The organism is Helicobacter marmotae, assembly GCF_003364255.1.
Lineage (GTDB): Bacteria > Campylobacterota > Campylobacteria > Campylobacterales > Helicobacteraceae > Helicobacter_C > Helicobacter_C marmotae.
The window spans coordinates 159,311-183,534 of sequence record NZ_NXLR01000001.1 but is presented as its reverse complement, the minus strand read 5'-3'; the positions used below and the strand labels follow the sequence as shown (position 1 = coordinate 183,534).

General features: G+C 39.9%; 24 protein-coding genes. 11 read left to right on the top strand and 13 right to left on the bottom strand.

Features of this window, described 5'->3' with window-relative positions; translation table 11 throughout:
* Positions 1 to 81: 81 nt before the first annotated feature.
* The 4 genes from CQA63_RS00840 to CQA63_RS00825 are packed head-to-tail and all read right to left on the bottom strand — an operon-like array spanning position 82 to position 4,324.
* Positions 82 to 1,065, bottom strand: a complete 984-nt coding sequence (locus CQA63_RS00840) for an asparaginase (RefSeq protein WP_104699178.1) — start codon at positions 1,063 to 1,065, stop codon at positions 82 to 84.
* Positions 1,049 to 2,926 carry a molecular chaperone DnaK gene (gene dnaK, locus CQA63_RS00835; RefSeq protein ID WP_104699179.1) on the bottom strand — a complete coding sequence of 626 codons (1,878 nt, stop codon included), beginning with the start codon at positions 2,924 to 2,926 and terminating at the stop codon, positions 1,049 to 1,051. The genes CQA63_RS00840 and dnaK overlap by 17 nt, the downstream gene beginning before the upstream one ends.
* A gap of 42 nt (positions 2,927 to 2,968) precedes the next feature.
* Complete coding sequence (grpE, locus tag CQA63_RS00830; protein ID WP_104699180.1) at positions 2,969 to 3,514, bottom strand: nucleotide exchange factor GrpE; 546 nt, start codon at positions 3,512 to 3,514, stop codon at positions 2,969 to 2,971.
* A 15-nt stretch (positions 3,515 to 3,529) separates the two neighbouring features.
* Positions 3,530 to 4,324 (bottom strand): HrcA family transcriptional regulator, encoded by a 795-nt coding sequence (locus CQA63_RS00825; protein ID WP_104699181.1) that lies wholly within the window; start codon positions 4,322 to 4,324, stop codon positions 3,530 to 3,532.
* Between the two features lie 345 nt (positions 4,325 to 4,669).
* On the opposite strand from CQA63_RS00825, the gene CQA63_RS00820 reads away from it, so the two are divergent.
* The 8 genes from CQA63_RS00820 (at position 4,670) to prfB (ending at position 13,641) form a co-directional block, all read left to right on the top strand.
* The gene (locus tag CQA63_RS00820) at positions 4,670 to 5,299 is read left to right on the top strand and encodes a class II aldolase and adducin N-terminal domain-containing protein (RefSeq protein WP_104699279.1); all 630 of its coding nucleotides are present in this window, start codon (positions 4,670 to 4,672) and stop codon (positions 5,297 to 5,299) included.
* Between the two features lie 10 nt (positions 5,300 to 5,309).
* Positions 5,310 to 6,665, top strand: coding sequence for a M20/M25/M40 family metallo-hydrolase (locus CQA63_RS00815; protein ID WP_104699182.1), 1,356 nt, complete (start codon positions 5,310 to 5,312; stop codon positions 6,663 to 6,665).
* A gap of 2 nt (positions 6,666 to 6,667) precedes the next feature.
* Positions 6,668 to 7,705 carry an N-acetyl-gamma-glutamyl-phosphate reductase gene (argC, locus tag CQA63_RS00810; RefSeq protein ID WP_104699183.1) on the top strand — a complete coding sequence of 346 codons (1,038 nt, stop codon included), beginning with the start codon at positions 6,668 to 6,670 and terminating at the stop codon, positions 7,703 to 7,705.
* A gap of 15 nt (positions 7,706 to 7,720) precedes the next feature.
* Positions 7,721 to 8,524 (top strand): metallophosphoesterase, encoded by an 804-nt coding sequence (locus CQA63_RS00805; RefSeq protein WP_104699184.1) that lies wholly within the window; start codon positions 7,721 to 7,723, stop codon positions 8,522 to 8,524.
* A gap of 53 nt (positions 8,525 to 8,577) precedes the next feature.
* Entirely contained in the window at positions 8,578 to 9,528 is a 951-nt protein-coding gene (locus CQA63_RS00800; protein WP_104699185.1) for a chemotaxis protein CheV, read from the top strand.
* Between the two features lie 39 nt (positions 9,529 to 9,567).
* Positions 9,568 to 11,943, top strand: coding sequence for a hybrid sensor histidine kinase/response regulator (locus CQA63_RS00795; protein ID WP_104699186.1), 2,376 nt, complete (start codon positions 9,568 to 9,570; stop codon positions 11,941 to 11,943).
* Between the two features lies 1 nt (position 11,944).
* Positions 11,945 to 12,439 carry a chemotaxis protein CheW gene (locus CQA63_RS00790; protein WP_104699187.1) on the top strand — a complete coding sequence of 165 codons (495 nt, stop codon included), beginning with the start codon at positions 11,945 to 11,947 and terminating at the stop codon, positions 12,437 to 12,439.
* Positions 12,440 to 12,543: 104 nt separating this feature from the next.
* Positions 12,544 to 13,641 (top strand): peptide chain release factor 2, encoded by a 1,098-nt coding sequence (gene prfB / locus CQA63_RS00785; protein ID WP_104699188.1) that lies wholly within the window; start codon positions 12,544 to 12,546, stop codon positions 13,639 to 13,641.
* Positions 13,642 to 13,926: 285 nt separating this feature from the next.
* Here prfB and CQA63_RS00780 read toward each other — a convergent pair whose 3' ends face one another.
* The 9 genes from CQA63_RS00780 to CQA63_RS00745 all read right to left on the bottom strand — a co-directional run bounded on the left by CQA63_RS00780 (position 13,927) and on the right by CQA63_RS00745 (position 21,445).
* Positions 13,927 to 14,469, bottom strand: coding sequence for a restriction endonuclease subunit S (locus CQA63_RS00780; RefSeq protein ID WP_104699189.1), 543 nt, complete (start codon positions 14,467 to 14,469; stop codon positions 13,927 to 13,929).
* Positions 14,466 to 16,217, bottom strand: a complete 1,752-nt coding sequence (locus CQA63_RS00775; RefSeq protein ID WP_233706533.1) for an HsdM family class I SAM-dependent methyltransferase — start codon at positions 16,215 to 16,217, stop codon at positions 14,466 to 14,468. The genes CQA63_RS00780 and CQA63_RS00775 overlap by 4 nt, the downstream gene beginning before the upstream one ends.
* Positions 16,218 to 16,414: 197 nt before the next feature.
* Positions 16,415 to 17,449 carry an aldo/keto reductase gene (locus CQA63_RS00770; RefSeq protein ID WP_104699190.1) on the bottom strand — a complete coding sequence of 345 codons (1,035 nt, stop codon included), beginning with the start codon at positions 17,447 to 17,449 and terminating at the stop codon, positions 16,415 to 16,417.
* A gap of 93 nt (positions 17,450 to 17,542) precedes the next feature.
* Entirely contained in the window at positions 17,543 to 17,671 is a 129-nt protein-coding gene (locus tag CQA63_RS10300) for a hypothetical protein (RefSeq protein ID WP_267891913.1), read from the bottom strand.
* A 260-nt stretch (positions 17,672 to 17,931) separates the two neighbouring features.
* Positions 17,932 to 18,633 carry an EI24 domain-containing protein gene (locus CQA63_RS00765; RefSeq protein WP_104699191.1) on the bottom strand — a complete coding sequence of 234 codons (702 nt, stop codon included), beginning with the start codon at positions 18,631 to 18,633 and terminating at the stop codon, positions 17,932 to 17,934.
* 3 nt (positions 18,634 to 18,636) lie between these two features.
* Positions 18,637 to 20,457 carry a flagellar hook-associated protein FlgK gene (gene flgK, locus CQA63_RS00760; RefSeq protein WP_104699192.1) on the bottom strand — a complete coding sequence of 607 codons (1,821 nt, stop codon included), beginning with the start codon at positions 20,455 to 20,457 and terminating at the stop codon, positions 18,637 to 18,639.
* Positions 20,458 to 20,465: 8 nt separating this feature from the next.
* A complete protein-coding gene (locus CQA63_RS00755) occupies positions 20,466 to 20,891 on the bottom strand; it encodes a hypothetical protein (RefSeq protein ID WP_104699193.1) in 426 nt (141 codons plus the stop codon).
* A 52-nt stretch (positions 20,892 to 20,943) separates the two neighbouring features.
* On the bottom strand, positions 20,944 to 21,159 hold the full coding sequence (locus tag CQA63_RS00750; RefSeq protein ID WP_104699194.1) for a flagellar biosynthesis anti-sigma factor FlgM: 216 nt from the start codon (positions 21,157 to 21,159) through the stop codon (positions 20,944 to 20,946).
* Between the two features lie 94 nt (positions 21,160 to 21,253).
* Entirely contained in the window at positions 21,254 to 21,445 is a 192-nt protein-coding gene (locus CQA63_RS00745; RefSeq protein ID WP_104699280.1) for a hypothetical protein, read from the bottom strand.
* 181 nt (positions 21,446 to 21,626) lie between these two features.
* Between CQA63_RS00745 and CQA63_RS00740 the strand changes: the two genes are divergently transcribed.
* Genes CQA63_RS00740 through CQA63_RS00730 form a run of 3 tightly spaced genes read left to right on the top strand, consistent with a single transcriptional unit; the run spans position 21,627 to position 24,222 of the window.
* Positions 21,627 to 22,856, top strand: coding sequence for a peptidoglycan DD-metalloendopeptidase family protein (locus CQA63_RS00740; protein WP_104699281.1), 1,230 nt, complete (start codon positions 21,627 to 21,629; stop codon positions 22,854 to 22,856).
* Positions 22,853 to 23,467: an NUDIX domain-containing protein gene (locus tag CQA63_RS00735; protein WP_104699195.1), complete on the top strand. Its 615-nt coding sequence runs from the start codon at positions 22,853 to 22,855 to the stop codon at positions 23,465 to 23,467. The genes CQA63_RS00740 and CQA63_RS00735 overlap by 4 nt, the downstream gene beginning before the upstream one ends.
* Positions 23,467 to 24,222, top strand: a complete 756-nt coding sequence (locus CQA63_RS00730) for a plasminogen-binding N-terminal domain-containing protein (protein ID WP_104699196.1) — start codon at positions 23,467 to 23,469, stop codon at positions 24,220 to 24,222. Before CQA63_RS00735 ends, CQA63_RS00730 begins: the two co-directional genes overlap by 1 nt.
* The last annotated feature ends 2 nt before the right edge of the window (positions 24,223 to 24,224 follow it).

Genomic DNA, 24,224 nt, shown 5'->3' with positions numbered 1-24,224 from the left:
TTACAAACACATTACATTAAAGCAAATGCAAATATTCTAACAAAATGAAGTAATTGCATTTTAAGATGAGGGCACAAAAGATTATAAACACTCATATAATGCAGCAATCTTTGCCCTATCCATACCCTGAGAAAGTGCTAACATAAGCAATACACGCGCCTTTTGTGGGTTTAAATGCTTAGCACTTATAAAGCCCTCTTGCAAAGTGGCTTTATTGATTTGCACTCTACCTTGATTAATGCGTGAGCTGATTACGACCACTAAGCCCTGCTGCATTAAGGCTATAAGCGTGCGTTTGTGCTCCTTATGGATACTTCCTGCTCCGCTACTAGCGATTACTAAGCCTTTTGTGCCATTCTCAAAGAGAGCTTTGGCAGCTATGCTAGAGCCATCATTGCTATAGGAGTAAAGTATATCTACGCGGGGAAAGGCACATGTGGATTCTATATGAAAATATCCTTGCAAAGGCAATGGATGGGGAGGAGTGTAAAAATGCACCATATCATTTGCAATATATCCCAAAGGCTTAGGCGAGCTAAAGGCATTAAGATTTAGCGTGTGGGTTTTACTCACATCAAGAGCGGAGAAAATTGCTCCATTAAGGCATACCATAACCCCTGCTGCCTCGCTATGAATGGCTACAAGCAAGGCATTATAGAGATTTCTGCCTCCATCAGAATCTAGGGCATAAAAGTGGCGCATAGCTCCTGTGAAGACTATGGGCTTTTGAGACTTGCTCACTAAATGCACAAAAAACGCACTCTCTTCCATAGTATCTGTGCCATGTGTAATAACAACCCCGCTATAAAGAGGGTCTGCAAGGGTAGCGCGAATTTCAGAATCTAGCATAAGCCATATATCATCACTCATATTAGCACTATCGATATTGCATATTTGCTTTGTATGGATATGGGCGAGAGTTTGGAGCTTAGGGAGCGATTCAAGCAGTGTATCTATAGGCAATACACCGCTTGTGTAATCTTGTGTGTTCTCTTGGGCTACACCAGCAATAGTGCCGCCTGTAGCGAGAATCATAATATGAGGTTTATCATTCAACCTCTGCATCAATCACATCATCATCTTTTTTCTTTGTATCTGCGCCATTTTGCGCCCCACCTTGTTCTTTAGCATATGCTGCTTGAGCGAGCTTCGCACTAGCCTCACTTAAGGCTTTCATCTTCGCTTCAAGCTCTTCTTTTGAAGCATTTTCATTTTTAAGCGTTTCTTCAAGGGCGCTTAAGGCACTCTGAATCTGCTCTGCCTCACTTGGCTCTATTTTATCTTTAAATTCTTCAAGGCTCTTTTTGGTTTGATACGCTAAAGAATCTGCGCTATTGCGTAATTCAATCACTTCCTTTTTCTTTTTATCTTCTTCTTTATGCAATTCTGCTTCTTTGACCATTTTTTCAATTTCAGAATCTGAGAGCCCACTTGAGCCGCTAATCTTAATCTCTTGAGATTTGCCTGTGGTTTTATCTTTGGCAGAAACCGTGAGAATACCATTAGCATCAATATCAAAGGTAACTTCAATTTGTGGCACGCCTCGTGGGGCAGCAGGTATGCCACTTAAATCAAATCGTCCTAGGGATTTATTATCCTTAGCAAGCTCTCTCTCACCTTGCAAAACATTAATGCTAACCGCTGGTTGATTATCTTCATACGTTGAGAAAATTTGCGTTTTCTTCGTAGGGATGGTTACCCCTCTCTCTACTACTTTTGTACAAATCCCTCCAGCTGTTTCAATACCCAAGCTTAATGGTGTAACATCAAGTAAAAGCACATCTTTGACATCGCCCTTCAATACACCACCTTGCACCGCTGCACCTACAGCCACGACCTCATCGGGATTCACTGATTTATTCAATTCTTTACCAATGAAAGCCTTTACGCGCTCCTGCACTTTGGGAATCCGCGTAGAGCCCCCTACCATAACGACTTCAGAAATATCACTTTGTGTAAGCCCTGCATCTTTAATCACAAACTCAATTTTTTTAATCGTAGCTTCAATCAAATCATCAATCAAACTTTCAAACTTCGCACGAGTGATTTTTTTCACCAAGTGTTTAGGACCGCTTGCATCAGCAGTGATAAATGGGAGGTTGATTTCTGTCTCTTGTGCGCTACTTAACTCTTTTTTGGCATTTTCTGCTGCGTCTTTTAGTCGTTGCAATGCCATAACATCATTTTTAAGGTCTATGCCCTCATCACTTTTAAATTCTTCTGCTGCCCAATCGATAATTCTATTATCAAAATCATCTCCGCCTAAGAACGCATCTCCGCCTGTAGCAAGCACTTCTACGACATTATCTCCCGTCTCTAGCACGGTAACATCAAATGTCCCCCCGCCTAAGTCATATACCATAATCTTTTCTGCCTCTTTTTTATCTAATCCATACGCTAAAGCTGCTGAAGTAGGTTCATTGATGATTCTTAATACATTTAATCCAGCGATAGTCCCTGCCTCTTTTGTCGCCTTGCGTTGAGAATCATTAAAATACGCAGGAACGGTGATTACGGCTTCTGTAACTTCTTCACCAAGATAACTTTGTGCATCTTCTTTAATTTTCATCAGAATCTTTGCAGAAATCTCTTGAGGTGTGTAGATTTTATCCGCAATTTCTACCGCACACGCGCCATTTCTATCGACTATATTATAAGGAAGTCGTTTTTCAGCTTCTTTTGCCTTATCTTCATTGAACATCAAGCCCATAATGCGTTTAATCGAATAAATCGTTTTCTTTGGATTGGTTACGGCTTGTCTCTTTGCAGGCTCTCCTACGAGAATCTCACCCTTATCTGTGAAAGCCACAATTGATGGGGTAGTGTTTTTCCCTTCTTTATTTGCAATAATTTTTGCCTCATTGCCCTCATACACTGCCATTGCAGAATTTGTTGTTCCTAAGTCTATACCAATTACTTTTGCCATGTTGTTCTCCTTAAATAAATTAAAATAAAAACTTGTATAAGTTTAAGCATTCTTAACAACGCTCACCATAGATGGACGAAGCACCCTTTGCTTATACACAAAGCCCTTTTGCAAGGTTTGGAGTATTTCTCCATCATTTTTATCCTCACTTGGTACTTGCATAAGGCATTCATGCAAATTGGGGTCAAACTCCCCATCCGTGGCGATTACTTCTATGCCATGCTTGTTTAATACCTTAAGAAAACTCTCTAAGGTAAGCCCCAAACCCTCTGCAATAGCACTTGCTTGAGGATTGCTCTTAGCACTCTCTAGGGCTTTTTCTAATGTATCAAGCACGGGTAGTAAATCATTCATAATGCGCTCATTGGCATATTCTAAACTCTGATTCTTCTCCCTCTCTAGTCGTTTTTTTGTGTTTTCAAAATCTGCAAATGCCCTTACATACTGGTCTTTTAGCTCTTCATATTTGAGCTTGAAGTCCTCTGTAGAGGTATCTGAATGCTCTTGCGATACTTCTTGTTCTGCTAAGTCTTCATTTGCTTGTGATGATTCTTGCTCACTTTGTGGCTGCTTATCTTGCTCTTGCATAATCACTCCTTTATCTTAAGATTGGACATACTCAAAAAATTGAGTAAAGTCTCTATCTAATGCTCCAACACAAAGCATTCTACTTTTTTTATTAGGCTCATCTTTTAGCACAATATCTTGCATAATTGCCACATAACCCTTAGGTAGCACCTCCTCACAATACATACCATTTTGCAGAGAGTCAAATATACTCCCATCTACAATAGAATAAAAGCTCTGCTCATCGCTATTATCCTCATAAGCCTGCAGCAAAGCCCCCGCACAAAAGCGGCTTAAATTACGACTTTGCACACATAAAAGTGCATTAAGAAGACTTTGAGCACGCACTTGATAAGCAATTTGGCGCACATCGGCAATCTCTAAGCCTTTGAGTTCATGTAAGAATCTCTCCAAGGCACTTGAGAAAGCCAAAGTAATGCCATTATGCTCAAATTCAAGTAATAACCTTTGCTCATCTAAACGCGTAATGCCACATAGGCGATTACTCTGCTCAGAGCTTAGCGCACAAAATACATAAGAGATAAAGCTCGCTTCTTTAATGCGCTCAAGCGAAGTTACTTCTATTGCCGAGTGTGTATCAATGTGTTTATACCAATACGACTTCAAGGCTTCAAGTGTAGGGATACGCCCGCTACTGATATGAGGCTGGAAAAGTAACCCCTCATCAGCGAGTGCCTTAAAATAATTGCGTATCGTTGCAGATGAAATCTTGGCGTTTATAAGCATTTTTAAGGATTCTGAACCAATGGGCTCTTTATGCTTTAAGTATTCACCAATCACACAAGAGAGCAACATTTCCTTTTTACTCATAAACACTATCCTTTATTTTCACATATCTGTACAAATCTACACATTAAACTTTACTTTGGAACTTTCTTTGAACTTCTCTGTTTGTATATGTTATGACTTCTGTTAAAACTTGTTTCTTGTTATGAAACGAATGGATTATACCATAAAATTTAGCAAATGTATAAATTTATTGCTAAATTTTGCAAAACTTTAGTCTATTACTATAAACTTATCTTAATATATCTATTTAAAAATTCTAAATATTTTAATTTAAATGCTACTTTTTGGCGGCTATTTCATTGCAATTCCTACTCCTTTAGCACCCCATTTATATCTCCATTGCCAACAAAGGCTACAATTGCTCTTATGAATATACATACCTCTCAAATCAATAATGAGCTCATCTCTGATATTGCTAGCATATCGCTATCTATGTTTAGAAAAAATTTTTTTGGTATCTTTCATGGGGCTATTTCTGCGCGAGTGTCTAAAAATCGCTTTCTTATCAATAAACAACATGCCATTTTTGATAATCTCAATGCAGATTCTATGATTATGCTTTATCACAAGCAGGATTACCGCTGGAATGAAGCAAGCTTGCATGCGCCTATTCACGCAGCCATATATAAAGACTTTAGTGAAGCTAAGTTTATTGCTTATGCCATGCCTCCTTATTTAGTCTCTTATACACTTAAATACAGCATACTCAAGCCCAAAGATTATTTTGGCTATAAGTTTCTTGCCCCAAGCATTGAAGTTTTTGATCCTAAAGATTATGAGACATGGGCGGATAGAGCCGATACAGATATTCCGCGATATTTTAAGGAGCATTCGCATTGCTTTATGCTGATTAAGGGCTATGGGGCGTATGTGTATGCACGTGATCTCTATACGCTTGCTAAGATTATCGCCCTCATTGAAAACTCTTGCAAAGTTGCCCACTATAATGCAGACTTGGGCGAGATTTTCCAAGCAAGTCCAAAATATGACATATAAAGGGGGAGATATGAACACATTTGCTACCAATGCTTTTGAGCATTTTCGCACATTGTGTGGCATTCCACATTGTAGCTTTCACACACAAGATATGTTTAACTACCTTTGTAATACACTTAGAGATAAAGGCTATGAAGTACAAAGCGATGAGGCAAAAAATATCTATGCCAAAAGAGGCAAGCCACATATTTGCCTGCAAAGCCACTATGATATGGTATGCGTAGGTAAAAGCACGCAACATCAAGGTGTAGAAATAGTGCAAAAAGATGGCTTTTTATACGCAGATGATTCCTCCCTTGGGGCAGATAATGGCATAGGTATGGCTTGTATGCTTGCCCAAGACTTCCCTGATATTGAACTACTTTTTACTAATGATGAAGAGGTGGGTATGATAGGGGCTAATCATTTAGCCCTAAAGATAGAATCTTCTCTGCTTTTAAACCTTGATAGCGAGGATATATATGAGATTGTGCTTGGCTGTGCGGGAGGGGTAGATATAGAATGCGCCATAAACCTTGAGCCCTTCTTACAAGAAGCCCATATACTCTTTCACACACACCCCTTTATGTATCATATTCACACAGAGGGCTTTCTAGGTGGGCATAGTGGAATTGAAATCCACAAAAACAAAGAAAACGCCATAGCTGAATTTGGCTTCTTTTTAGCTGATATTGATGCTTATATCATTAGCCTTAATGCAGGAGAAAAACGCAACTCTATCCCCACAGGCGTAGATGCTATCATTCTCTCTGCCACTCCTTTAGAGGAGCGATACATCACTCCCAATAAAGCATATTTTCATATCACTCCTTGTAAGCAATCCTTTAGCCATGCCTATCATAAAAATGCCATTGTGCCCCTCATATGTGCGATACATAGCGGCGTATATGCAAGCTCATCTTCTGGCGTACTCTCTTCGCTTAATCTCTCAATGCTCACACAAGATAAGCAAACCTTAAGTCTTATTATAATGGCACGAGCCAATACAGACAATCTCCTTAAACGTACTATTAAACGGCTATATACAAGTGTGCCATTTTTGAATCCACATTGCCAAATACATACTAGCGGCTACTACGCCCCATGGGAAAAAAGCATAAACACAGAGCATAAAGCCCTAAAACTTCTATGCGATATATACAAAAGCCACTCCATTACCCCACACCTTGCCCAAATTCATGCCGGGCTAGAATGTGGGATTCTCAAAAGGCAGCTTTTATCTCATGGCACAAAGGCTGGGCTTGAAGTGCTCTCCATTGGTCCCACTATTAACGCTCCACATAGTTGTAATGAATCGCTCAACCTCGCACATTTTGATACATTTTGTGCGATTTTAGATGAGTTTATCCACACATATAAGGATTAAATATGCCCCACATTCGCGTAGGAATCATCGGTGTAAGCGGCTACACAGGATTGGAGCTTGTCAAACTCTTAATCAATCACCCCGTATTTGAGCTTAGCTATGTAGCGAACACACAAGGGGAGGGAGAGCTCCAAGATATACATAAAATGCTAGCTTCACTTTGCTTCTCGCATTTACAGATTCAAAAAGCAAACCCCAAGACTGCTTTGGAATCTTGTGAGCTTCTCTTTCTCGCCCTCCCGCATAAAAGTGCTATGGAGATGACACAAGAGATTTTTGCTCTAAATCCTCAAGCCAAAGTCATTGACCTTTCCGCGGACTATCGCCTTAATGCAGCAAACTATGAGAAATATTACTGCCCTCACACAGATAAAGAAAATTTAGCCCATGCGATATATGGCTTGCCTGAATACAATCGCCAATACATACAGAGTGCTAAGCTTATTGCTAATCCGGGCTGCTACCCTACAGCCACGCTTTTAGCCTTGCTCCCCTTTAGTGCCTATATCAATCCTGCTTGTGGGGTGTTTGTCGATGCTAAAAGTGGTGTAAGCGGAGCAGGGAAAAGTTTAAGTGAAAACACGCATTTCTCACACATTAATGAAAATTTATTTAGTTACTCTCCGCTGATGCATCGTCACCAAATAGAAATCTCACAAAAATGCCATGACATCACAGGAAATAGCCTAGATATTGCCTTTGTGCCACATCTTACGCCTATTACACGCGGTATGCTAGTAAGTATATTTGCTACACTTCACTCCCCGCTTAGCCCACAGCAAGCATATGAGATACTCCATAATGCCTACAAAGATGAGCCATTTGTCCGCATTCGCACAAACCCAGTGAGCATAGCACATGTGGTAGGAAGCCATTTTTGCGATATTTTTGTGACTACTTCTGGTAAGAATCTCTATATCAACTCTTCCATTGATAATCTCCTAAGAGGGGCGAGCTCACAAGCGCTTGTAAATGCTAATCTCATCTGCGGGCTAGAAGAGCAACTAGGAGTGCCGCAGATTCCTTATGGGATATTCTAGGAGAGATGAATACTTATGCAAAATGATTATGCACAAATCCCGCTTATTAAAGATGATGCTATCTTTATCGCTGATGCGCATTTTATGCCATTGCACACAGATTTAACACATCAAAGCAAAGTATCCTCACAAGCACTTTTAGAATATTTTGAACATCTTTTAAACAATATTCAAACGATCCCCTCGCAAATCTTTCTTATGGGCGATATTGCTCATCTTCTCTTAGGCAAGATCCCATCAAGCATTCAAAGCAACAAGGCACTTCTTAATGCTATACAATCCCTTAGCCAATACACGCAGATATGGTGGTTTGAGGGAAATCATGACTTCAAACTCACAGGATTAACATCTCTTAGCTCTGTGCGCATTATCCCGCGCTCGCAGCAGCCCAAACTCTTCTACACAATGCACCAAGCGCAGAAAAAGCACCTCCTACTCGCACATGGAGATATATTTCTTAATACCAAATATGAGCTTTATATCCGCCTTATGAATACGCAGATTCTTAATGCCATCATGTATGCGCTTGATACCCTAAGCCGCGGCAGAGTCTATCGCTCTATCATTGCAAAGGTCAATGCCAATACCATTAAACAAGGCAGGAGCGATAATATACATACTTTTGCCCAAAGTCGTATCCAAGCCTATAATGCCTATATGCAAAAAGTGCTAAAGAATGCACAAAATATCACCCTTGATGCGATTATCGAGGGGCATTTTCATATTGGTAAAACTTGCAAGGGTGAAACTTTATATGTATCATTGCCCTCATTTTATATTAGTAGAAGTATTTGTGATATAAAATCACTCTTTACTTAAGATTCACCCATTAAATTAAGAGCCTAACATAAGAGTCCAACCAAGGAGCATACTTGAAGAGCAATAAAGTTGATATTAAGCGGATTGCTAGCAATGAAATAGAGCTTGTAGATTTTAGAATCTATGAAGATAAAGACGGAGAAACCTATGAGGGTGTATATGGCATTAATGTCGTAAAGGTAAGCGGGATTAATGAATACCCCCAAGAAATCTTTGAAACCCCCGGAAGCCCAGACTATATGCTCGGTATGTTTGACTTACGCGGCGATATATTGCCCCTTATTGATTTAGCCCGTTGGATGAATATCAAACCAAAAGAAGATATGAAGTATCAAAAAAAGGTGATTGTTACAGAATTTAACAACAAACAATTGGGCTTTGTCGTGCATGCAGCAAGGAGGCTTAGACGCGTGAGTTGGGCAGATATAGAATCTGCTATGTTTAGCCTTAGCAATGAAGAGCATAGGGGTAAAATTACAGGGACAACGCGTATTGAAGATGGTCGCACTCTGCTTATTTTGGATTTAGAGGGCATTATTGATGATCTTGACTTCCATATGCCAAGCGGCAGTAGCACGAATCTTGAAGACTTCAAACCCCAACGCAAATTTGATGGAACCGTGCTTATTTTAGATGATAGTTCTATCGCGCGCAAACTCCTACGTAGCACCTTGGGGGATATTGGATTTCAAGTTGTTGATGCTATCGATGGCGTATCGGGCTTAAAGCGTCTAGAGCAGCTCTATGAGCAATGGGGAGAGAATATCGCCCAGCATTTAAAGCTTATCATCTCTGATGTGGAAATGCCACAAATGGATGGCTTTCACTTTGCCGCACAAGTAAAAAATGATGCGAGATTTAGTAATATTCCACTGATATTTAACTCCTCTATTAGTGATAAATTCAGTGCCACTAAAGGAAAGGAAATAGGAGCAGAAGCGTATTTGGTTAAGTTTGATGCAAAACTATTTTATGATGAAATAAGCAGAATTTTGTCAAAATAATAGTACAATGATTCACAAAATTTCGTTAGAGGATACACAATGGACGATATGCAAGAAATAATGGAAGACTTTCTCGTAGAAGCTTTCGAAATGATAGAACAACTCGACCAAGATTTGGTAGAGCTTGAAAACAATCCAGAAGATCTTGATTTATTAAATAGAATCTTTAGAGTAGCCCATACAATCAAAGGTTCAAGCTCATTTTTAAATTTTGACATCCTTACACGTCTTACACACAATATGGAAGATGTATTAAATAAAGCAAGACGCGATGAGTTAAAAATTACACCAGATGTTATGGACGTGGTGCTTCATTCTGTGGATTTGATGAAATCTCTCCTTAGTGCCATACGTGATAGCGGCACTGACGCCAATAGCGGTATTGATATTGATGATACCGTAGCACGTCTGCAGGCTATCTCTAATGGTGGCGCCCCCGCAGAAGATACACCAAAAGAGCAGCCCGCTCCCAGCCAAGAATCCCAAGCTCCAAGCACAAGCCACGCAGTAGATAACAATAATCCTCTTGCTGATGAGCCCGACCTTGACTACTCTCATATGAGCAGTGAAGAAGTTGAGGCAGAGATTGAAAGACTCCTCAAAAAACGTCAAGAAGCAGACAAACAAGCCCGTGCTGCTAAAAAAGCAGAGGGAGCTACCCCTGAAGTACAAGCACCAAAAGCTCCAAGCCAAACCACTCCCGCTCCAGCGCCTAAAGCCGCTGCTCCCAAGCCTGCAGCTAAAAAATCTGGAAATGATGAAAAGGCTCCTGCGGCAAATGTAGAGCAAACTGTGCGCGTTGATGTCAAGCGGCTAGACCACCTTATGAATCTTATCGGGGAGCTTGTGCTAGGTAAAAACCGCTTGATTAAAATTTATGGTGATGTTGAGGAACGCTATGATGGAGAAAAGTTTTTAGAAGAGCTTAATCAAGTCGTGGCTTCTATCTCATCTGTTACTACAGATGTGCAACTCGCAGTGATGAAAACGCGTATGCAGCCTGTGGGTAAAGTCTTTAATAAATTCCCGCGTATGGTGCGCGACCTCTCCCGCGAGCTTGGTAAAAATATAGACCTCATTATCACAGGGGAAGAAACGGAGCTTGATAAATCGATTGTAGAAGAGATAGGCGACCCACTTGTGCATATTATCCGCAACTCTTGCGACCATGGTATAGAAAAGCCCGAAGTGCGCGCAGCAGCGGGCAAACCAGAAACAGGCACCGTGAATCTCAAGGCATACAATGAGGGTAATCATATTGTGATTGAAATTTCTGATGATGGCAAAGGCTTAGATGCAGAATTACTCAAGCAAAAAGGTATTGAAAAGGGCTTAATTAATGAGAGGGAAGCAGATACGATGAGTGATAAAGAAGCCTTTGGTATTATCTTTAAGCCCGGATTTTCAACTGCCGCAGCCATTACCAATGTATCAGGGCGTGGCGTAGGTATGGACGTGGTAAAAACCAATATCGAAAAGCTTAATGGTATCATTGATATAGAATCTGAAAAAGGCGTAGGCACTACACAAAAGCTCAAAATCCCCCTCACACTTGCTATCGTGCAGGCTTTGATTGTGGCTGTACAAGAAGAATACTATGCTATCCCGCTTTCATCAGTGATTGAAACCGTGCGCGTAAGCCAAGATGAAATCTACACTGTTGATGGCAAAAGCGTGCTAAGACTACGTGATGAAGTGCTTCCAATCGTGCGTCTAGCAGATATTTTCAAAGTCGATTCTGTGTTAGAAAACACCAATGATGTGTATGTCGTGGTTATCGGTTTGGCAGAGCAAAAAATGGGGGTTGTGGTAGATTATCTTGTCGGGCAAGAAGAAGTCGTTATCAAGTCGTTAGGCTATTATCTTAAAGGGACTGAAGGTATCGCTGGGGCTACCGTGCGCGGAGATGGTAAAATCATTATGATTGCAGATGTAGCAGCAATGATGGAAATGGCTAAAGAAGTCAAAGTCAATATTGCTAAACTCAATGAAGAGGCTGCTGTATCAAAGACCAAAACTTCTCCAAGCGATTATGTCGTGCTTGCTATTGATGATAGCAATACCGATAGGGCAATTATGAAAAAATGCCTTAAAACACTCGGCGTTACCGTGCTTGAAGCAGCAAATGGCTTAGAAGGGCTTGATATTGTCAAAAATGGCGATAAGCAACTTGATGCCGTGCTTGTGGATATAGAAATGCCAAAAATGGATGGCTACACCTTTGCTTCAGAAGTGCGCAAATATAATAAATTTAAAAATCTCCCCCTTATCGCCGTTACCAGCCGAAATAGCAAAACTGACCGCATGAGGGGCGTGGAATCAGGTATGACAGAATATATCACCAAACCATACACGCCAGAATATCTTGCAAATGTCGTAAAACGCAACATAAATCTAACCATAGATGGAGAATGAGATGAGTGAGAATAAGCTAAAAGAAGTCCTTGAAGGACAACAAAATAGAGAAAGTGATGTCGCCTCAGTAGAAGAAACGCTTCATATTATTGGCTTTATGATAGGGAATGAAGAATTTGCCGTGCCTATCTTAAATGTCAAGGAGATTATTAAACCCATTGAATACACACGCGTCCCAGCAGTCCCAGACTATGTGCTTGGTGTATTTAACTTACGGGGCACAGTGTTACCGCTTATTAATATGCGCCTCAAATTTGGATTGCCCGCTATCAAGCAAGATGGCGATACAAGATTTTTAGTCATCACGCAAAAAGATGAGATGATTGGCTTTATGATAGATAAACTCACTAGTGCCGTGCGTATCCCTGAAAGCGACATTGAGCCCATTCCAGAATCTTTTAATGAAAATCAAAATCTCCTGCAAGGTATTGGCAAACGAGAAGACCGCCTCATTACTATTCTCCGCGTAGATAATCTCTTAAAACGTACTTTTTAGTCCCTCCCTTAGGGGGCTAAGGCTGGTGCCATATAACCCCTATTCTCTCCACCATAAAGGGCAATTGCTTTTGGGTAACTATATTTGACTTTTAAAGGAAGTGCATGGATTCTTATGAATATGGCGAATTACTTAAAAATTTGCATACAAAATGTGAGAATATCGCAAAGATTCTCAATCCACAAGCCTTGCAAGATGAACTCCTTGAGATTGAAAAGCTCCAAAGTGATGAGCAATTTTGGAAAGATACCCAAAAAGCTGCCCAAAGTGCGCAACAAAAGCGCAAATGCGAGAGGAAGCTACATACATTCCGCACTATGAAGCAAGAGCTAGATGACGCACAAGAGCTTTATGACATTGCCCTTGTGCAAAGTGATACAGCCACACTAGATCTTCTTTTTGAATCTGCCCCACTTTTAGAAAACTATATCCGTCAAAGTGAAATCCAAGTTATGCTAAGTGGAGTAAATGATAGTGCAAATGCTATTATTACTATTCAGCCCGGTGCAGGTGGGACAGAATCTCAAGATTGGGCAAGTATGCTTTATCGTATGTATTTACGCTGGAGTGAGCGCAGAGGCTTTAAGGTGGAGTTACTCGACTTACAAGATGGTGAAGAAGCAGGAATCAAAGGAGCGGCATTTATCATTAAGGGGGAAAATGCCTATGGCTATGCTAAAAGTGAAAATGGCGTGCATAGGCTAGTAAGAATCTCCCCCTTTGATGCCAACGCCAAACGTCACACGAGCTTTGCAAGCGTGCAAGTGAGCCCCGAACTTGATGATAATATCCAAATTGAAATCGAAGATAAAGATATTCGCATTGATACATACCGCGCAAGTGGTGCAGGCGGGCAACATGTTAATAAAACAGAATCTGCTATTAGAATCACCCATTTCCCCACAGGTATAGTCGTGCAATGCCAAAATGACAGAAGCCAGCATAAAAATAAAGCAACCGCGCTCAAAATGCTAAAAAGCAAACTCTATGAATTAGAACTTCAAAAACAAAATGATACCAACACCGATAAAAGCGAAATGGGCTGGGGACATCAAATCCGCTCGTATGTCCTAGCACCCTATCAGCAAGTCAAAGACCTACGAAGCCAATATAGCACAAGCGATACAGAGGGCGTGCTTGATGGCGATATAGATGCGCTTATAGAATCTGTGCTTATACATGAGCATATCTCACAAGCCTAATAGCACTTCTTAAATGCAAAGATAGTCTTAAGTTTCTTAATACACAAAAGATGGGGCAATGTGTTTGTTAGCCTCAAGCCTACCATGCAAGCAGGCGCGAGCTACACAAGAGTAAGCAAAGCTTTTAGCCAAACCGCACACAATCCCTAAAGGCGATACCGCAAATCTCCTAGAAAGCCTACAGTAATTCTTCGGTAGCCATCACACCTGCCTGCAAGAGCTGACAAACTCACTTTCCCCGCAAGAGACTAAGCCTCCCTTATAAAGAAAAGCAATTTATTATCTCTAGCGTGAAGTAGCATCTAGTTTATGCTGATAATAGACTAACATTTTTTGTATATGCTTAGATTCTAATTCACGCATAAAAGATTCCATAAATTCAAAATCTGGCTGGGATTGAGAATTTTTAGGAAGTAACAAAATATCGTTTTTTAGCCTTGCTTTGGTGCGTCCATATCCAAATGAGTATTTTTCTTTAAAACGACATAAAACACTTGCGACAAATAATCCTGTGTATTTATTTATCCATTTTGCATAACCAAAAGAGCAACTCGTAGTAGAGATAAAATCTTCAGCTTTATATATAGCATAACCTGCACCTCCGTCCCCTTGATTTACAAACATTATGCAATTCCCTTGTTGTAGGAGATGATTTTTTTCTACAAAACCACTCACGCCGTTATTGTTAATCGTAGCAGACAAAAAAGAAATGCCATTTTTTATCTCTTTGGTTTCTTGGTTGAAATTTTTACATTTTCCTTTTTCTATCCTATCGAACAAATCGGCGATTTTAAATTCTCCCCACTGCACAGAATCTAAATCTTTCATTCCTCCTCCTCTAAATCAAAAAGATACCCTCTGCCGTGGCTTATCATATTAAATTCAAAAGTGAGATAATCCACCATTGTTTTATCAAATTCCTCATACTTTGGAATCTCATCATTAAAATAATAAAAGCTATGCAGCCATTCATCTTCTGCTTCTATAGTCGTCTCCACACAAAATTTAGATTCTGTTTGCATTTCACCCCTCCATACCTTAAGCAAATGCGCTCTTTTTTCCTTCGCGTGGATAGTCTCGACTAAACCCTTATGCTTTTGCACTTCAAAGCCGTCATTTTCAAAATTTATAAATTTGCAAAGTTTGTCTTTAGGGTGAGGATTAAAGCAGGTAAAAATGGCTATGCAAGGATTTGTGCCTACACCATAAAAGGTGTTTTTATTTAAGGTAATCACGCCCTCTAGTGTGTGGTGCTTTAAAATATTTGCCTTGATTGCCTTTTCTTCTTTGGTTTTGCCTGTAAGGGCGGATTGTGGGATAATCACCACGGCTTTTGCGTTTTTTACAAGGCTATTTAAAAGATGTTCGCTAAAGGCGATTTCATAGAGATTGGCATTGGCTTTAGAGCCTTGAGAATAGGGCGGATTCATAAAGCCGATGTTGGCTCTTAAATCTTTTTGCAAATCAAAGGGATTTTGCTTTAAAAAATCTTTGTTTTCTAAATTGCTTTTGCCATCACCGCGTAAAATCATATTTGTTGTGGCGATAGAAAACATATAGCTTTGATCCTCTATGCCAAAGAGCTGCTCCTCTTTAATACGCTTTTTTTGGGCTTCATCTTTGGTTTTTGAAAGCATAGAGTGCATTGCGGCGATTAAAAATCCTGCCGTGCCACAACAAGGATCAAACACTACATCTTCGGGCTTTAAATCCACTAAATCACAAAAAAGCTCACAAATATGCTTTGGCGTTAGCACTATGCCTAAGGTCTGCCCATCACCTCCTGAATAGCTCATAAACTCGCTATAAAAAAGCCCGAGTATATCCTCGCTTGAATGGGTGTATTTGATATTTTGATAGATATTTTTATGTAAAAATTCTGCATAATGCCTAAGCGGGGTTTTGCCTAAAATGGGGTTGATTTCATTTATCTTTAGTGTGTCTTTGATGAGAGAAAATTGCGATAAAAGCTTGTCTTTTTTCACATCGGGCTTGACATTAGCCCGATTTAAGTTATCTTTTATAGCTTCATAAATTTTGCTTCCATCGGTTTTTAGGCTATCACCATTGAGGCTGTTTAAATCAAAATTTTTATACTTTATCTCCTCTAGGGCTAAAAGTATGCCAGAAACCACTAAGGGTTTGGCTTGGTCTGTCAAAGAGCCGTAATTGCGTAAATCCTCGTGCAAAATGCTTGCGTCTTTGATGATTTCTTGCGTGGTTTTTTCTTTATCGGTTTGCTCTTTTAAAATCTCTTTAATGTAGAACTCATCGATATTGTTTTCATTAAAATTGATAAAATCCTCAATATCGCCTAAATCCTGCGTCACAAAGCCTCGCTCATTGACAAAATAAGGCGTGATTTTGTGCCGTTTTTCATCGCCGCTTACGGCTATGGCTATGAATTTTTTATAAGAAGTGTGCTTTGCTAAATGCTTTGCGTAATGCAAGGCTCCATTGACTGCGTAGTTTTTAATCGCTGTACTATCCTCTAAATCAATGCGATTTTTTTCATCAAATTTGATGTGCTTGTCAATTTGGGCTTTATCCTCAATCACAAGGACAAAATCTTTCACCACCCCCACAAAATCCGGATAACCTGCATTCCCGCTTAAGGATTTGGAGGCACTTTTAAGAGCAGAATCTAACTCTAATATGCCCCCCCCCTTGTGGGCTTAGTTCGATTTTGGCATCATCAAGGAGTTTTTTCACCCAAAAATCTGTTTTTATCTCAGAACGCGCCATCATTCCTCCTCCTTTACTTATATAAATCTTAATATCGCTTCACGCTATAAGGGTCCCGCTCGTTCATAGTCATACGTTGATGCCAATATGGATAGGCAAGTTTAGTTTGACTAGCTTTGTCTAAAAGCTCTATATGCGCTAAATCAAGTACTATCTCACTGGCTTTGAGATTATCTAAGAGTTGATTGAGATTGCGCGCTCCAATCACAAGGCTTGATACACTCGGGCGCGTTAAAAGCCAAGAGAGTGAAATCTGCGCATAAGAATACCCGCTCTCCCTCTGCACCACTTCTAGTGCGTCTGTAATGCTATAAAGCCGCTCTTCTTCCACCTCCCATGCCGCATCTGTGTTAAGGCGAGAATGGCTCACATCGCGCTGTGTGCGTTTAATCTTCCCACTTAAAAGAGAGCCACTTAGCGGACTCCACACTAAAGTCCCCACGCCCTCTTCTACACCTAAGGGCATAAGCTCATTTTCAAACTCCCTAGCAGCAAGCGAATAATATGCCTGATGTACGCTCGGACGTAAGAGATGGTGCTTATCTGCTATGCTTAGCATTTTCATCAAATGCCAAGCAGAATAGTTGGAGACCCCAAAATAGCGGATTTTCCCCGCTTTGACTAACTCATTTAACGTCTGTAATGATTCTAAATGAGGGCTCTTAGCGTCATAGCAATGCAAATGATATAAATCAATATAATCTGTCTGCAAGCGCTTTAGACTAGAATCCACGCTTTGAAAGATTTTAGACCTTGAAGTGCCTACTTCATTTGCGCCATCCCCCATAGGCATACCTGTTTTTGTGGAGATAAATACCTCTTCTCTTTTATATGCTTTGAGTGCTGCTCCTAAAATCCGCTCTGAATCTCCCAAAGAATAGCAATCTGCGGTATCAAAGGCATTACAACCCATATCCATACATGCCTTAACAAGCCCCTTTGCCTCATCTAATTGCGTATCGCCCCATTTTTTAAAGAGTGCTGTGCTCCCGCCAAAAGTCGCTGTGCCTAACATCATAACAGGGATTTTCACCCCGCTTTTACCCAAAAATCTATAGCGCATATTGATCCTTTGTATAACGATGAGGTAATTATAACACCCGCATTTTAATGCCCTTTGGGAGCCTTGAGAAATTTTAACACTTCATTGTGCAGATTAAAGATTTTTTAGGGGAAGGGGCTTATCTTTTAAGCGATTTTGCGTGATTTTGGTTTCTCGCCTGTGTGGTAAGGTGGTAAGTTTGTCATTCTGAGCCTTTAGGCGAAGAATCTCTAAAGGAATCACTAGTCGCCCACAGAGATTCTTCGGTCATTACCACTCTCTCAGAATGACAATAGTGGTAGAGTCTCTAGTAAATCAAGCAGCAATTCTTCGGTAGCCATCACGCCTTCCCGCAAGAGGCGACAAACTTGGCAAAGTCGCTAGTGATTCTAACAGCAATTCTTCACCTGTTTCACAAGCTTTAGAATGATAAGCGGGGCAGAGTCGCTGCTATTTTGCATAAATTCTCTAACCTGCGATAAAGCAAGGATAAGCATAAAGTGCTAAGTCTTACTTAGGGCGCAAAACATATAGCGCGTAATAATGAGTATTTGCAAGGGCATTAAAAAGAGGCTTGCAAAGGGTATAAAGCTAGGAATATAAGCAAGGAGGGCATAAAAATAATTCACTAGCCCCTTGCAATTTAAGGCTTGAAATTGCGTTTTATCCATAATAGAGCTTGCTACATCATAAAATGTGCGTTTTTTAAAATACAAAAAGCAAGTAACAAAGAGTGCCACACTTCCCAAAAGTGGGATAAAATATAAAGGAATGCACAATAAAAGCAATATGACAAATATACTTGTATCTTTGAGGAAGCTTAATATATCACCGCCTATTGTCCCAAAGGGATGAAGGGCTATGTGCTTAAAATCTTTTGCATGCACGTAGCGAACAAGAAAGGGGGTATAAAAAAGGGATAAAAAAAGATTAAAAACCAAAGCAAGCACAACAAGACAGCACAACAAAAGCAAATATATACTAGCTAAATAAGTAATGCTTAGGATCTTTGCCCATATTGCGGGATTGAATGTGATATTTTGAAGCCATTGGGGGCTAAAACTTAGGCTATATTCATAAAAGCTATGCCCAAATCCATAAAGCATACTCCCTATAAAGACAAGATTCAAAATAAAAGGAATGCATACAAGGCTTAGAATCTTAGGCTGGATAAAATCTTTGCAACTTTGAAACACAATAGACATAAATTATTGCTTAATACCTAGCAGTGTTTCTATCATTCTATCAATAGTCGTTATCACCTTAGCATTTGCCGCATAACCACCTTGAAATTTAATCAAATTCACCATTTCTTCATCAAGGCTCACTTGCGTTATGGCTAAATGTTCTCTCTTAACTGCAGAAAGGACAGAATCTTTTGTCTCTTTGGTTCGTTGTGCGGCTTCAGTTTGGTTTGCTACGCGCCCAGAGAGGAATTGATAATATTCTGAAATGCGCATTTGCTTTTTCTCATACTTGTTTGTATAAAAATCCACATCTTCATATTGGAGCTGCTGCATCATATTTGCGACATCAAAGTTCCCATTTACCGGTGTGAGCCATGGGCGTATAAGTGTGGCGTCTTTGGCATATTCAAAGTTTAGGGCTATATTATGCGCACTATCGCCGCTAAAGAATTTATTTAGCCCAAATGCCCCTGTAAAATTTGTGCCATTATCTTGCAAGGCTATATAGTAGCCTTGCGATGGATTTTTAGGGAGGATATTAAATTCTCTTGTGCCATTATCATAATATGCTCTAAAGTAATCATCAATATCATTAAGGGCGTTATTGTCTTTATTATCATCAGTATTGGCATTAATCGCGCGGATAACATCATTCATACTCGTTGTTTCATCAATGTTAATACTCTTTCGCCCAATTTCCTCGCCTTGTGTCGTATATACCACAATATCAAAACTCCCTGTTTTGATATTGTAATTACTATCTACAAGGGCGTTCAAACTCCATACATCAAGCTTATCACTGCGGATTTGCGTAGCAGCACTTTGAGAATAAATAGCATTTGTCGCTTCAATAAAGCCTTTTGCAAAAATATCAAGATGATTAATATAATCTTGCAATTTTCCTACACGTGTGCCATCTGCCCCAGAGTTATAGAGGCTAAGAAGCGAGCCTGCCTTGCCTTGTATGATTTTATCAGTAATTTCAACGGTCTTAAAATCATCACCTTGGAAAAATAAACGATTAAGCCCTAGATGATTGTCATCTTTTTTTAACACAATGGGGTGGAACATCGCGCCATCGACAATATTGTACCCAAAGCCGATATTGAGTACATATTCATCATCAAAATCTGCGAGTTTGGGGAATGCAGAAGCATTTGATTTAAGATGATTCTTAAATACATTTGCTCCTACAAGCGTTTGGAGATTGTATTCTAATTCATCGCGTCTATCGCGTAATTCGTTGGCTTGCTTGAGTTCGCGTTGATCTTCCATTTCTTTGAGTTTTGCATTAATATGCGCTATTTCCTGCCCGATACGATTCACTTCATTAATGGTTACTTCAAGCTCTTCACTTGCTTTTTGCTGTAGCCTCACAAGCCTTGCACGTGTATCTTGTATATTATTGCTTAGTACTTGAGCATTTTTAGCCAAAACTTGCTTTTGTGCGGGGTCTGTAGAATTTTTTGCTAAGTCTTTCCATGAGTTGAAATATTCTTCTAAATCATTATAGATTCCCACTCCATCTACTTCCGGGAAGAATGCAGAGGCTTCACGCAAGGTCGTAAAATGCGTATCGTAGTATTGCGCTTCTTCGGCTGCCTTGCGATAACGATTAAAGACAAATTCATCGTGGATTCTTTGTATCGTTTCAACGCTCACACCTCTACCGAGATTATAATCTTGAAAATACAGAGGTCGTTCTGGGCGCACAAGCACGCGTTGGCGGCTATAAAACTCATCACTTGCATTGGCAATATTATTACCCGTTACATCAACCATAAGCTGATGTGCTTGCAAACCCGTATAAGAGGTATTGAGAGAGGAGAGGATACCGCCCATATAAATCCTTAGGCTTGGATTTTGAGTAAATGGCTCTGGGCGCGTTTGTCCTCATAGCCATTGCTTTCATGGGGGATAATGCGCTGAATAAGCGAAGTGTAAAATTCTGATACCGCAAATACACTTTTTGCATAATTGCCATTGAGCGTTTTAAGCTCGCTTAACGTATCACGCATAGTGTCTAAAAGATTGCTTGTCGTATCATCAAGGAGTTCTTTAAGGGATTTGTGGGGATTCTTTTCACACAAGATAAGCATTTCTTGATGGATAAGAGATTTTTTTTCCTCAAATGATTTTATTAACGCATCTTTTTGCTCTAAACGAGCAAAAATAGCTTCATGTTGTGCTGCCTGTATGTCTTTATTGTCAAGTTCTGTAAGTTCTATTAACGCCTGTAAGTCAGCAATGGCGCCATTAATGTAAGTGTGTAGCATAGCCTATCCTAATACTCTGTTTTGATGTAAAGACACCAAAACAGAAGAGTTTTTATAGGTTAAGCAAATTTGATGCCATTTTGTCAGAAGTTTGTTGCAAATCAATCTTGTAATCACCATTTTTGATTTGCTCTTTAATTTGCTCAGCTTTTGAGAGTTGAGCTTGTTCCTTTTCTTTCACTTCATTACTCTCGTTTTGTTTATTGCCTATTAAATCTCGGTTCAAAACATTTGCGCTAGAAACGCTTGTATTTACGCTATTTATCATAAATGCCCCTTTGCTATGTGGTTTAATTTCAAATCGACTAAAGGCTATTAACTTTTAGTAAGCCCAAAAAATGATAAAGAAAAATGATTAAAAATCACTTCACATATCCTTGCAATTCTTGCTTAAAGTCTTTGAGCGTGGTTACATTTTTAGAGCCATTATCAGCGCCAAAAAGCGGTGTATTGGCATTAATGCGATATGTCCAAATACCAAGTAAAAGCAAAACATACAAAAAAGCGACAAAACTCAATGTAGGAAATAACCAATTTCTTAAGCCCATACCCATAATTCTACTCCAACCAAATACTTCTCTTGCAAAGATACTCGAAAATAACCAGCAAAAAGAGTGCCAAAGTGCGGGGCTTATTCTAACGTGATTTATTAAAATTTTTATAATACAATCCTTGCTTGCTAATGCCAAGTGCTTCCTCTAAGAAAGCCTCTCTTTAAGGTTTAGGTTTATGAATATGAAAAAAATTGTGATGTGTATAAGCGTGTGGAGTAGCCTCTCCTTTGGAGCAGTGGCTCATTCTCAAATATGGGAGATGGGCTATACGTTCTTTGCATTCTTTCAAAAATACAATATCCCCACTAGCGTATATTATAATCTTTCTGCCAAAGATAGGGAGCTTACTTCAGAAATATATGCTGGAGTTACTTATTATACCCTCCTAGACGATGATGGCAGCCTCTTGCAAGCCCTTATCCCTATAGGCGATGGTATGCAAATACATATTTTTAAACGCAATGGTGCGTATGTGCTTGATTTTACACCTATGATTTATTTTGAACAAGAGCAAATCGTAAGCCTCTCTATCCAAAAGTCCCCCTATCAAGACTTGCTTGAGATGACTAAAGATAATGGCTTGGTAAGTGAGTTTATCAATGCGTATAAAAATAGTGTCAATTTCCGCAGTATTATCAAAAATGACAGATTGGCTGTAATTTATGATCGTAAATATCGTTTAGGCAAACCGCTTAAAAACGCTAGTATCAAAGCTGCTGTAGTGGAGATTAACAAAAAGCCACATTATATATTTCGCTATAAAAATGGGCGCTATTACAATAAGGATGGCAAGGAGATTCAAGGATTCTTGTTGCAAACCCCTGTAGCAGGCGCGAGGATAAGCTCCAGATTCTCACTTGGGAGAAAGCACCCTATCTTAGGCACAATCCGCCCACATTATGCGGTTGATTATGCTGCCCCTACAGGCACGCCTATAGTCGCTGCAGCCGATGGAGTGGTGATATTTGCTGGCAAAAGAGGAGGTTATGGGAATCTTATTGAAATTAGGCATGAGAACAACCTCAAAACCCTCTATGCGCATTTAAGCTCATTTGCTAGTGGCATAAAAGCAGGTAAAAAGGTCAAACGTGGGCAGATGATAGGACGCGTAGGCTCTACAGGGTTAAGCACAGGACCACATTTGCATTTTGGGCTTTATCGTAATAATGTCCCAATCAACCCTCTCTCAAGCGTTAAAGCCCCGAGCAAGGAGCTACAAGGTAAGGATAGAGAAGCATTTATAGCCCTTAGGGAGCATTTTATCCCCTATTTAGAAGACGCCCTTACAAAAAGCACCAATATCATTACCCCCAATGAACAATTAAATATCCCCACAGAGGAAGCAATAAGTAAAGAAGAGATAAGCCTAAAAACCCAAGATGCTGCTACCGCAAGGATAAGCACAAAATGAAGGCTTTTTCACACATTAGCGATGTACAATTTTGCGATTGTGTCAATTCCCCATATATCAAGCCTCGCCGTATGCTTTATAAAGAAAATGGTATGTCACGTTGTTGGGATTTTATAGAGAGCTTAGATTCTGTAGCGGTGGTGCTTTATCATAGGGATAAAGATAGTCTCCTTTTTGTCAAGCAGTTCCGCCCGCCGCTATTTGCACGTAATCCTAATACACACCAAGCCTACACTTGCGAGCTTTGTGCGGGGCTTGTGGATAAAGCAGGCAAAAGCCTAGAGCAAATTGCTAAAGAAGAAGTGCTAGAAGAATGCGGCTACAAGGTAGATTCACTCACATATATTACTACCTTTGCTACAGCCGTAGGGCATAGCGGGGCAGAGCAGCATTTATTTTATGCTTGCATTGATGAGGAGCAAAAAATTAGTGCTGGTGGGGGCGTTGATGGCGAAGTGATAGAGACGTTATTGATTGAAGTGGCAAATCTTAAAAGTTTTATATTTGATGAATGCATTATCAAAACACCGGGATTAGGCTTTGGGGTATTGTGGTTTTTACAGCATTACCCAGAGCTTAAAGAGAAGGCAAATATCAACAAGGAGGCATAATGCGAGTGTTATTAGGATTATTATGTGCAAGCGTGCTCTCAAGTGCTACATATGGACTTGAAGTTAATGTAGTCAATGTGCCTATTATCGAGGTAAGCCAGAAGATTCTTAGCTTCTCTGCAAAGGGCTTAAAGGTAGGGCAAAGTGGCATAATACTTAGCAATAAAGATAATTATCGCGTAATCATTGCCAATGCGCGCATTTTACGCATTAAAGATGGCATAGCCTATGCAAGTTTTAGGGCATTTGATAGCATTACTCAAAAATACCTTCCCACCCCTATTGCACAACCCAAAGAGGGCGATATAGCTTCATTTGGAAGATTCTATAATAAAGCCATAGCCATAGCCCCAAACCAAGAGTTTTATAATAAAATCCTCTCCACACAAACAAAAACACATTTTATGCACATCGATCTCTTTGGCGCGTTTTTGGCAAAAAGTGGCATTAATGACCCAAAGCCCAAACACTTTAAGGCATTTTGCAATCTCTATAGCATAGGCTTAGTGTATATCATGGCAAGTAATGGTATCAATGTGCTTGATTGCCAAAGCTTTGCCCTTTTAGAAGAAATCCCCCTAGAAGTCCCACCTCTAAGCCAAACTCAAGCTCCATTTTTCTCACGTATTGCCAATATCGATACCGGCTCACTCTCAAGCAAGCTCCGCTCTAAGAAATCTCGCCAATACTTTAGCTATTATGATGGGCTTTTAAGCGAGAGTTTGAGGGCTTTTAAATTGACACATAAGGAGTAAAT

Coding starts and splice junctions, on each gene's coding strand:
- CQA63_RS00840 (WP_104699178.1), bottom strand. CDS start 1,065: ATGCAGAGGTTGAATGATAAACCTCATATTATGATTCTCGCTACAGGC.
- dnaK (WP_104699179.1), bottom strand. CDS start 2,926: ATGGCAAAAGTAATTGGTATAGACTTAGGAACAACAAATTCTGCAATG.
- grpE (WP_104699180.1), bottom strand. CDS start 3,514: ATGCAAGAGCAAGATAAGCAGCCACAAAGTGAGCAAGAATCATCACAA.
- CQA63_RS00825 (WP_104699181.1), bottom strand. CDS start 4,324: ATGAGTAAAAAGGAAATGTTGCTCTCTTGTGTGATTGGTGAATACTTA.
- CQA63_RS00820 (WP_104699279.1), top strand. CDS start 4,670: ATGAATATACATACCTCTCAAATCAATAATGAGCTCATCTCTGATATT.
- CQA63_RS00815 (WP_104699182.1), top strand. CDS start 5,310: ATGAACACATTTGCTACCAATGCTTTTGAGCATTTTCGCACATTGTGT.
- argC (WP_104699183.1), top strand. CDS start 6,668: ATGCCCCACATTCGCGTAGGAATCATCGGTGTAAGCGGCTACACAGGA.
- CQA63_RS00805 (WP_104699184.1), top strand. CDS start 7,721: ATGCAAAATGATTATGCACAAATCCCGCTTATTAAAGATGATGCTATC.
- CQA63_RS00795 (WP_104699186.1), top strand. CDS start 9,568: ATGGACGATATGCAAGAAATAATGGAAGACTTTCTCGTAGAAGCTTTC.
- CQA63_RS00790 (WP_104699187.1), top strand. CDS start 11,945: ATGAGTGAGAATAAGCTAAAAGAAGTCCTTGAAGGACAACAAAATAGA.
- prfB (WP_104699188.1), top strand. CDS start 12,544: ATGGATTCTTATGAATATGGCGAATTACTTAAAAATTTGCATACAAAA.
- CQA63_RS00780 (WP_104699189.1), bottom strand. CDS start 14,469: ATGAAAGATTTAGATTCTGTGCAGTGGGGAGAATTTAAAATCGCCGAT.
- CQA63_RS00770 (WP_104699190.1), bottom strand. CDS start 17,449: ATGCGCTATAGATTTTTGGGTAAAAGCGGGGTGAAAATCCCTGTTATG.
- CQA63_RS00765 (WP_104699191.1), bottom strand. CDS start 18,633: ATGTCTATTGTGTTTCAAAGTTGCAAAGATTTTATCCAGCCTAAGATT.
- flgK (WP_104699192.1), bottom strand. CDS start 20,457: ATGGGCGGTATCCTCTCCTCTCTCAATACCTCTTATACGGGTTTGCAA.
- CQA63_RS00755 (WP_104699193.1), bottom strand. CDS start 20,891: ATGCTACACACTTACATTAATGGCGCCATTGCTGACTTACAGGCGTTA.
- CQA63_RS00750 (WP_104699194.1), bottom strand. CDS start 21,159: ATGATAAATAGCGTAAATACAAGCGTTTCTAGCGCAAATGTTTTGAAC.
- CQA63_RS00745 (WP_104699280.1), bottom strand. CDS start 21,445: ATGGGTATGGGCTTAAGAAATTGGTTATTTCCTACATTGAGTTTTGTC.
- CQA63_RS00740 (WP_104699281.1), top strand. CDS start 21,627: ATGAAAAAAATTGTGATGTGTATAAGCGTGTGGAGTAGCCTCTCCTTT.
- CQA63_RS00735 (WP_104699195.1), top strand. CDS start 22,853: ATGAAGGCTTTTTCACACATTAGCGATGTACAATTTTGCGATTGTGTC.
- CQA63_RS00730 (WP_104699196.1), top strand. CDS start 23,467: ATGCGAGTGTTATTAGGATTATTATGTGCAAGCGTGCTCTCAAGTGCT.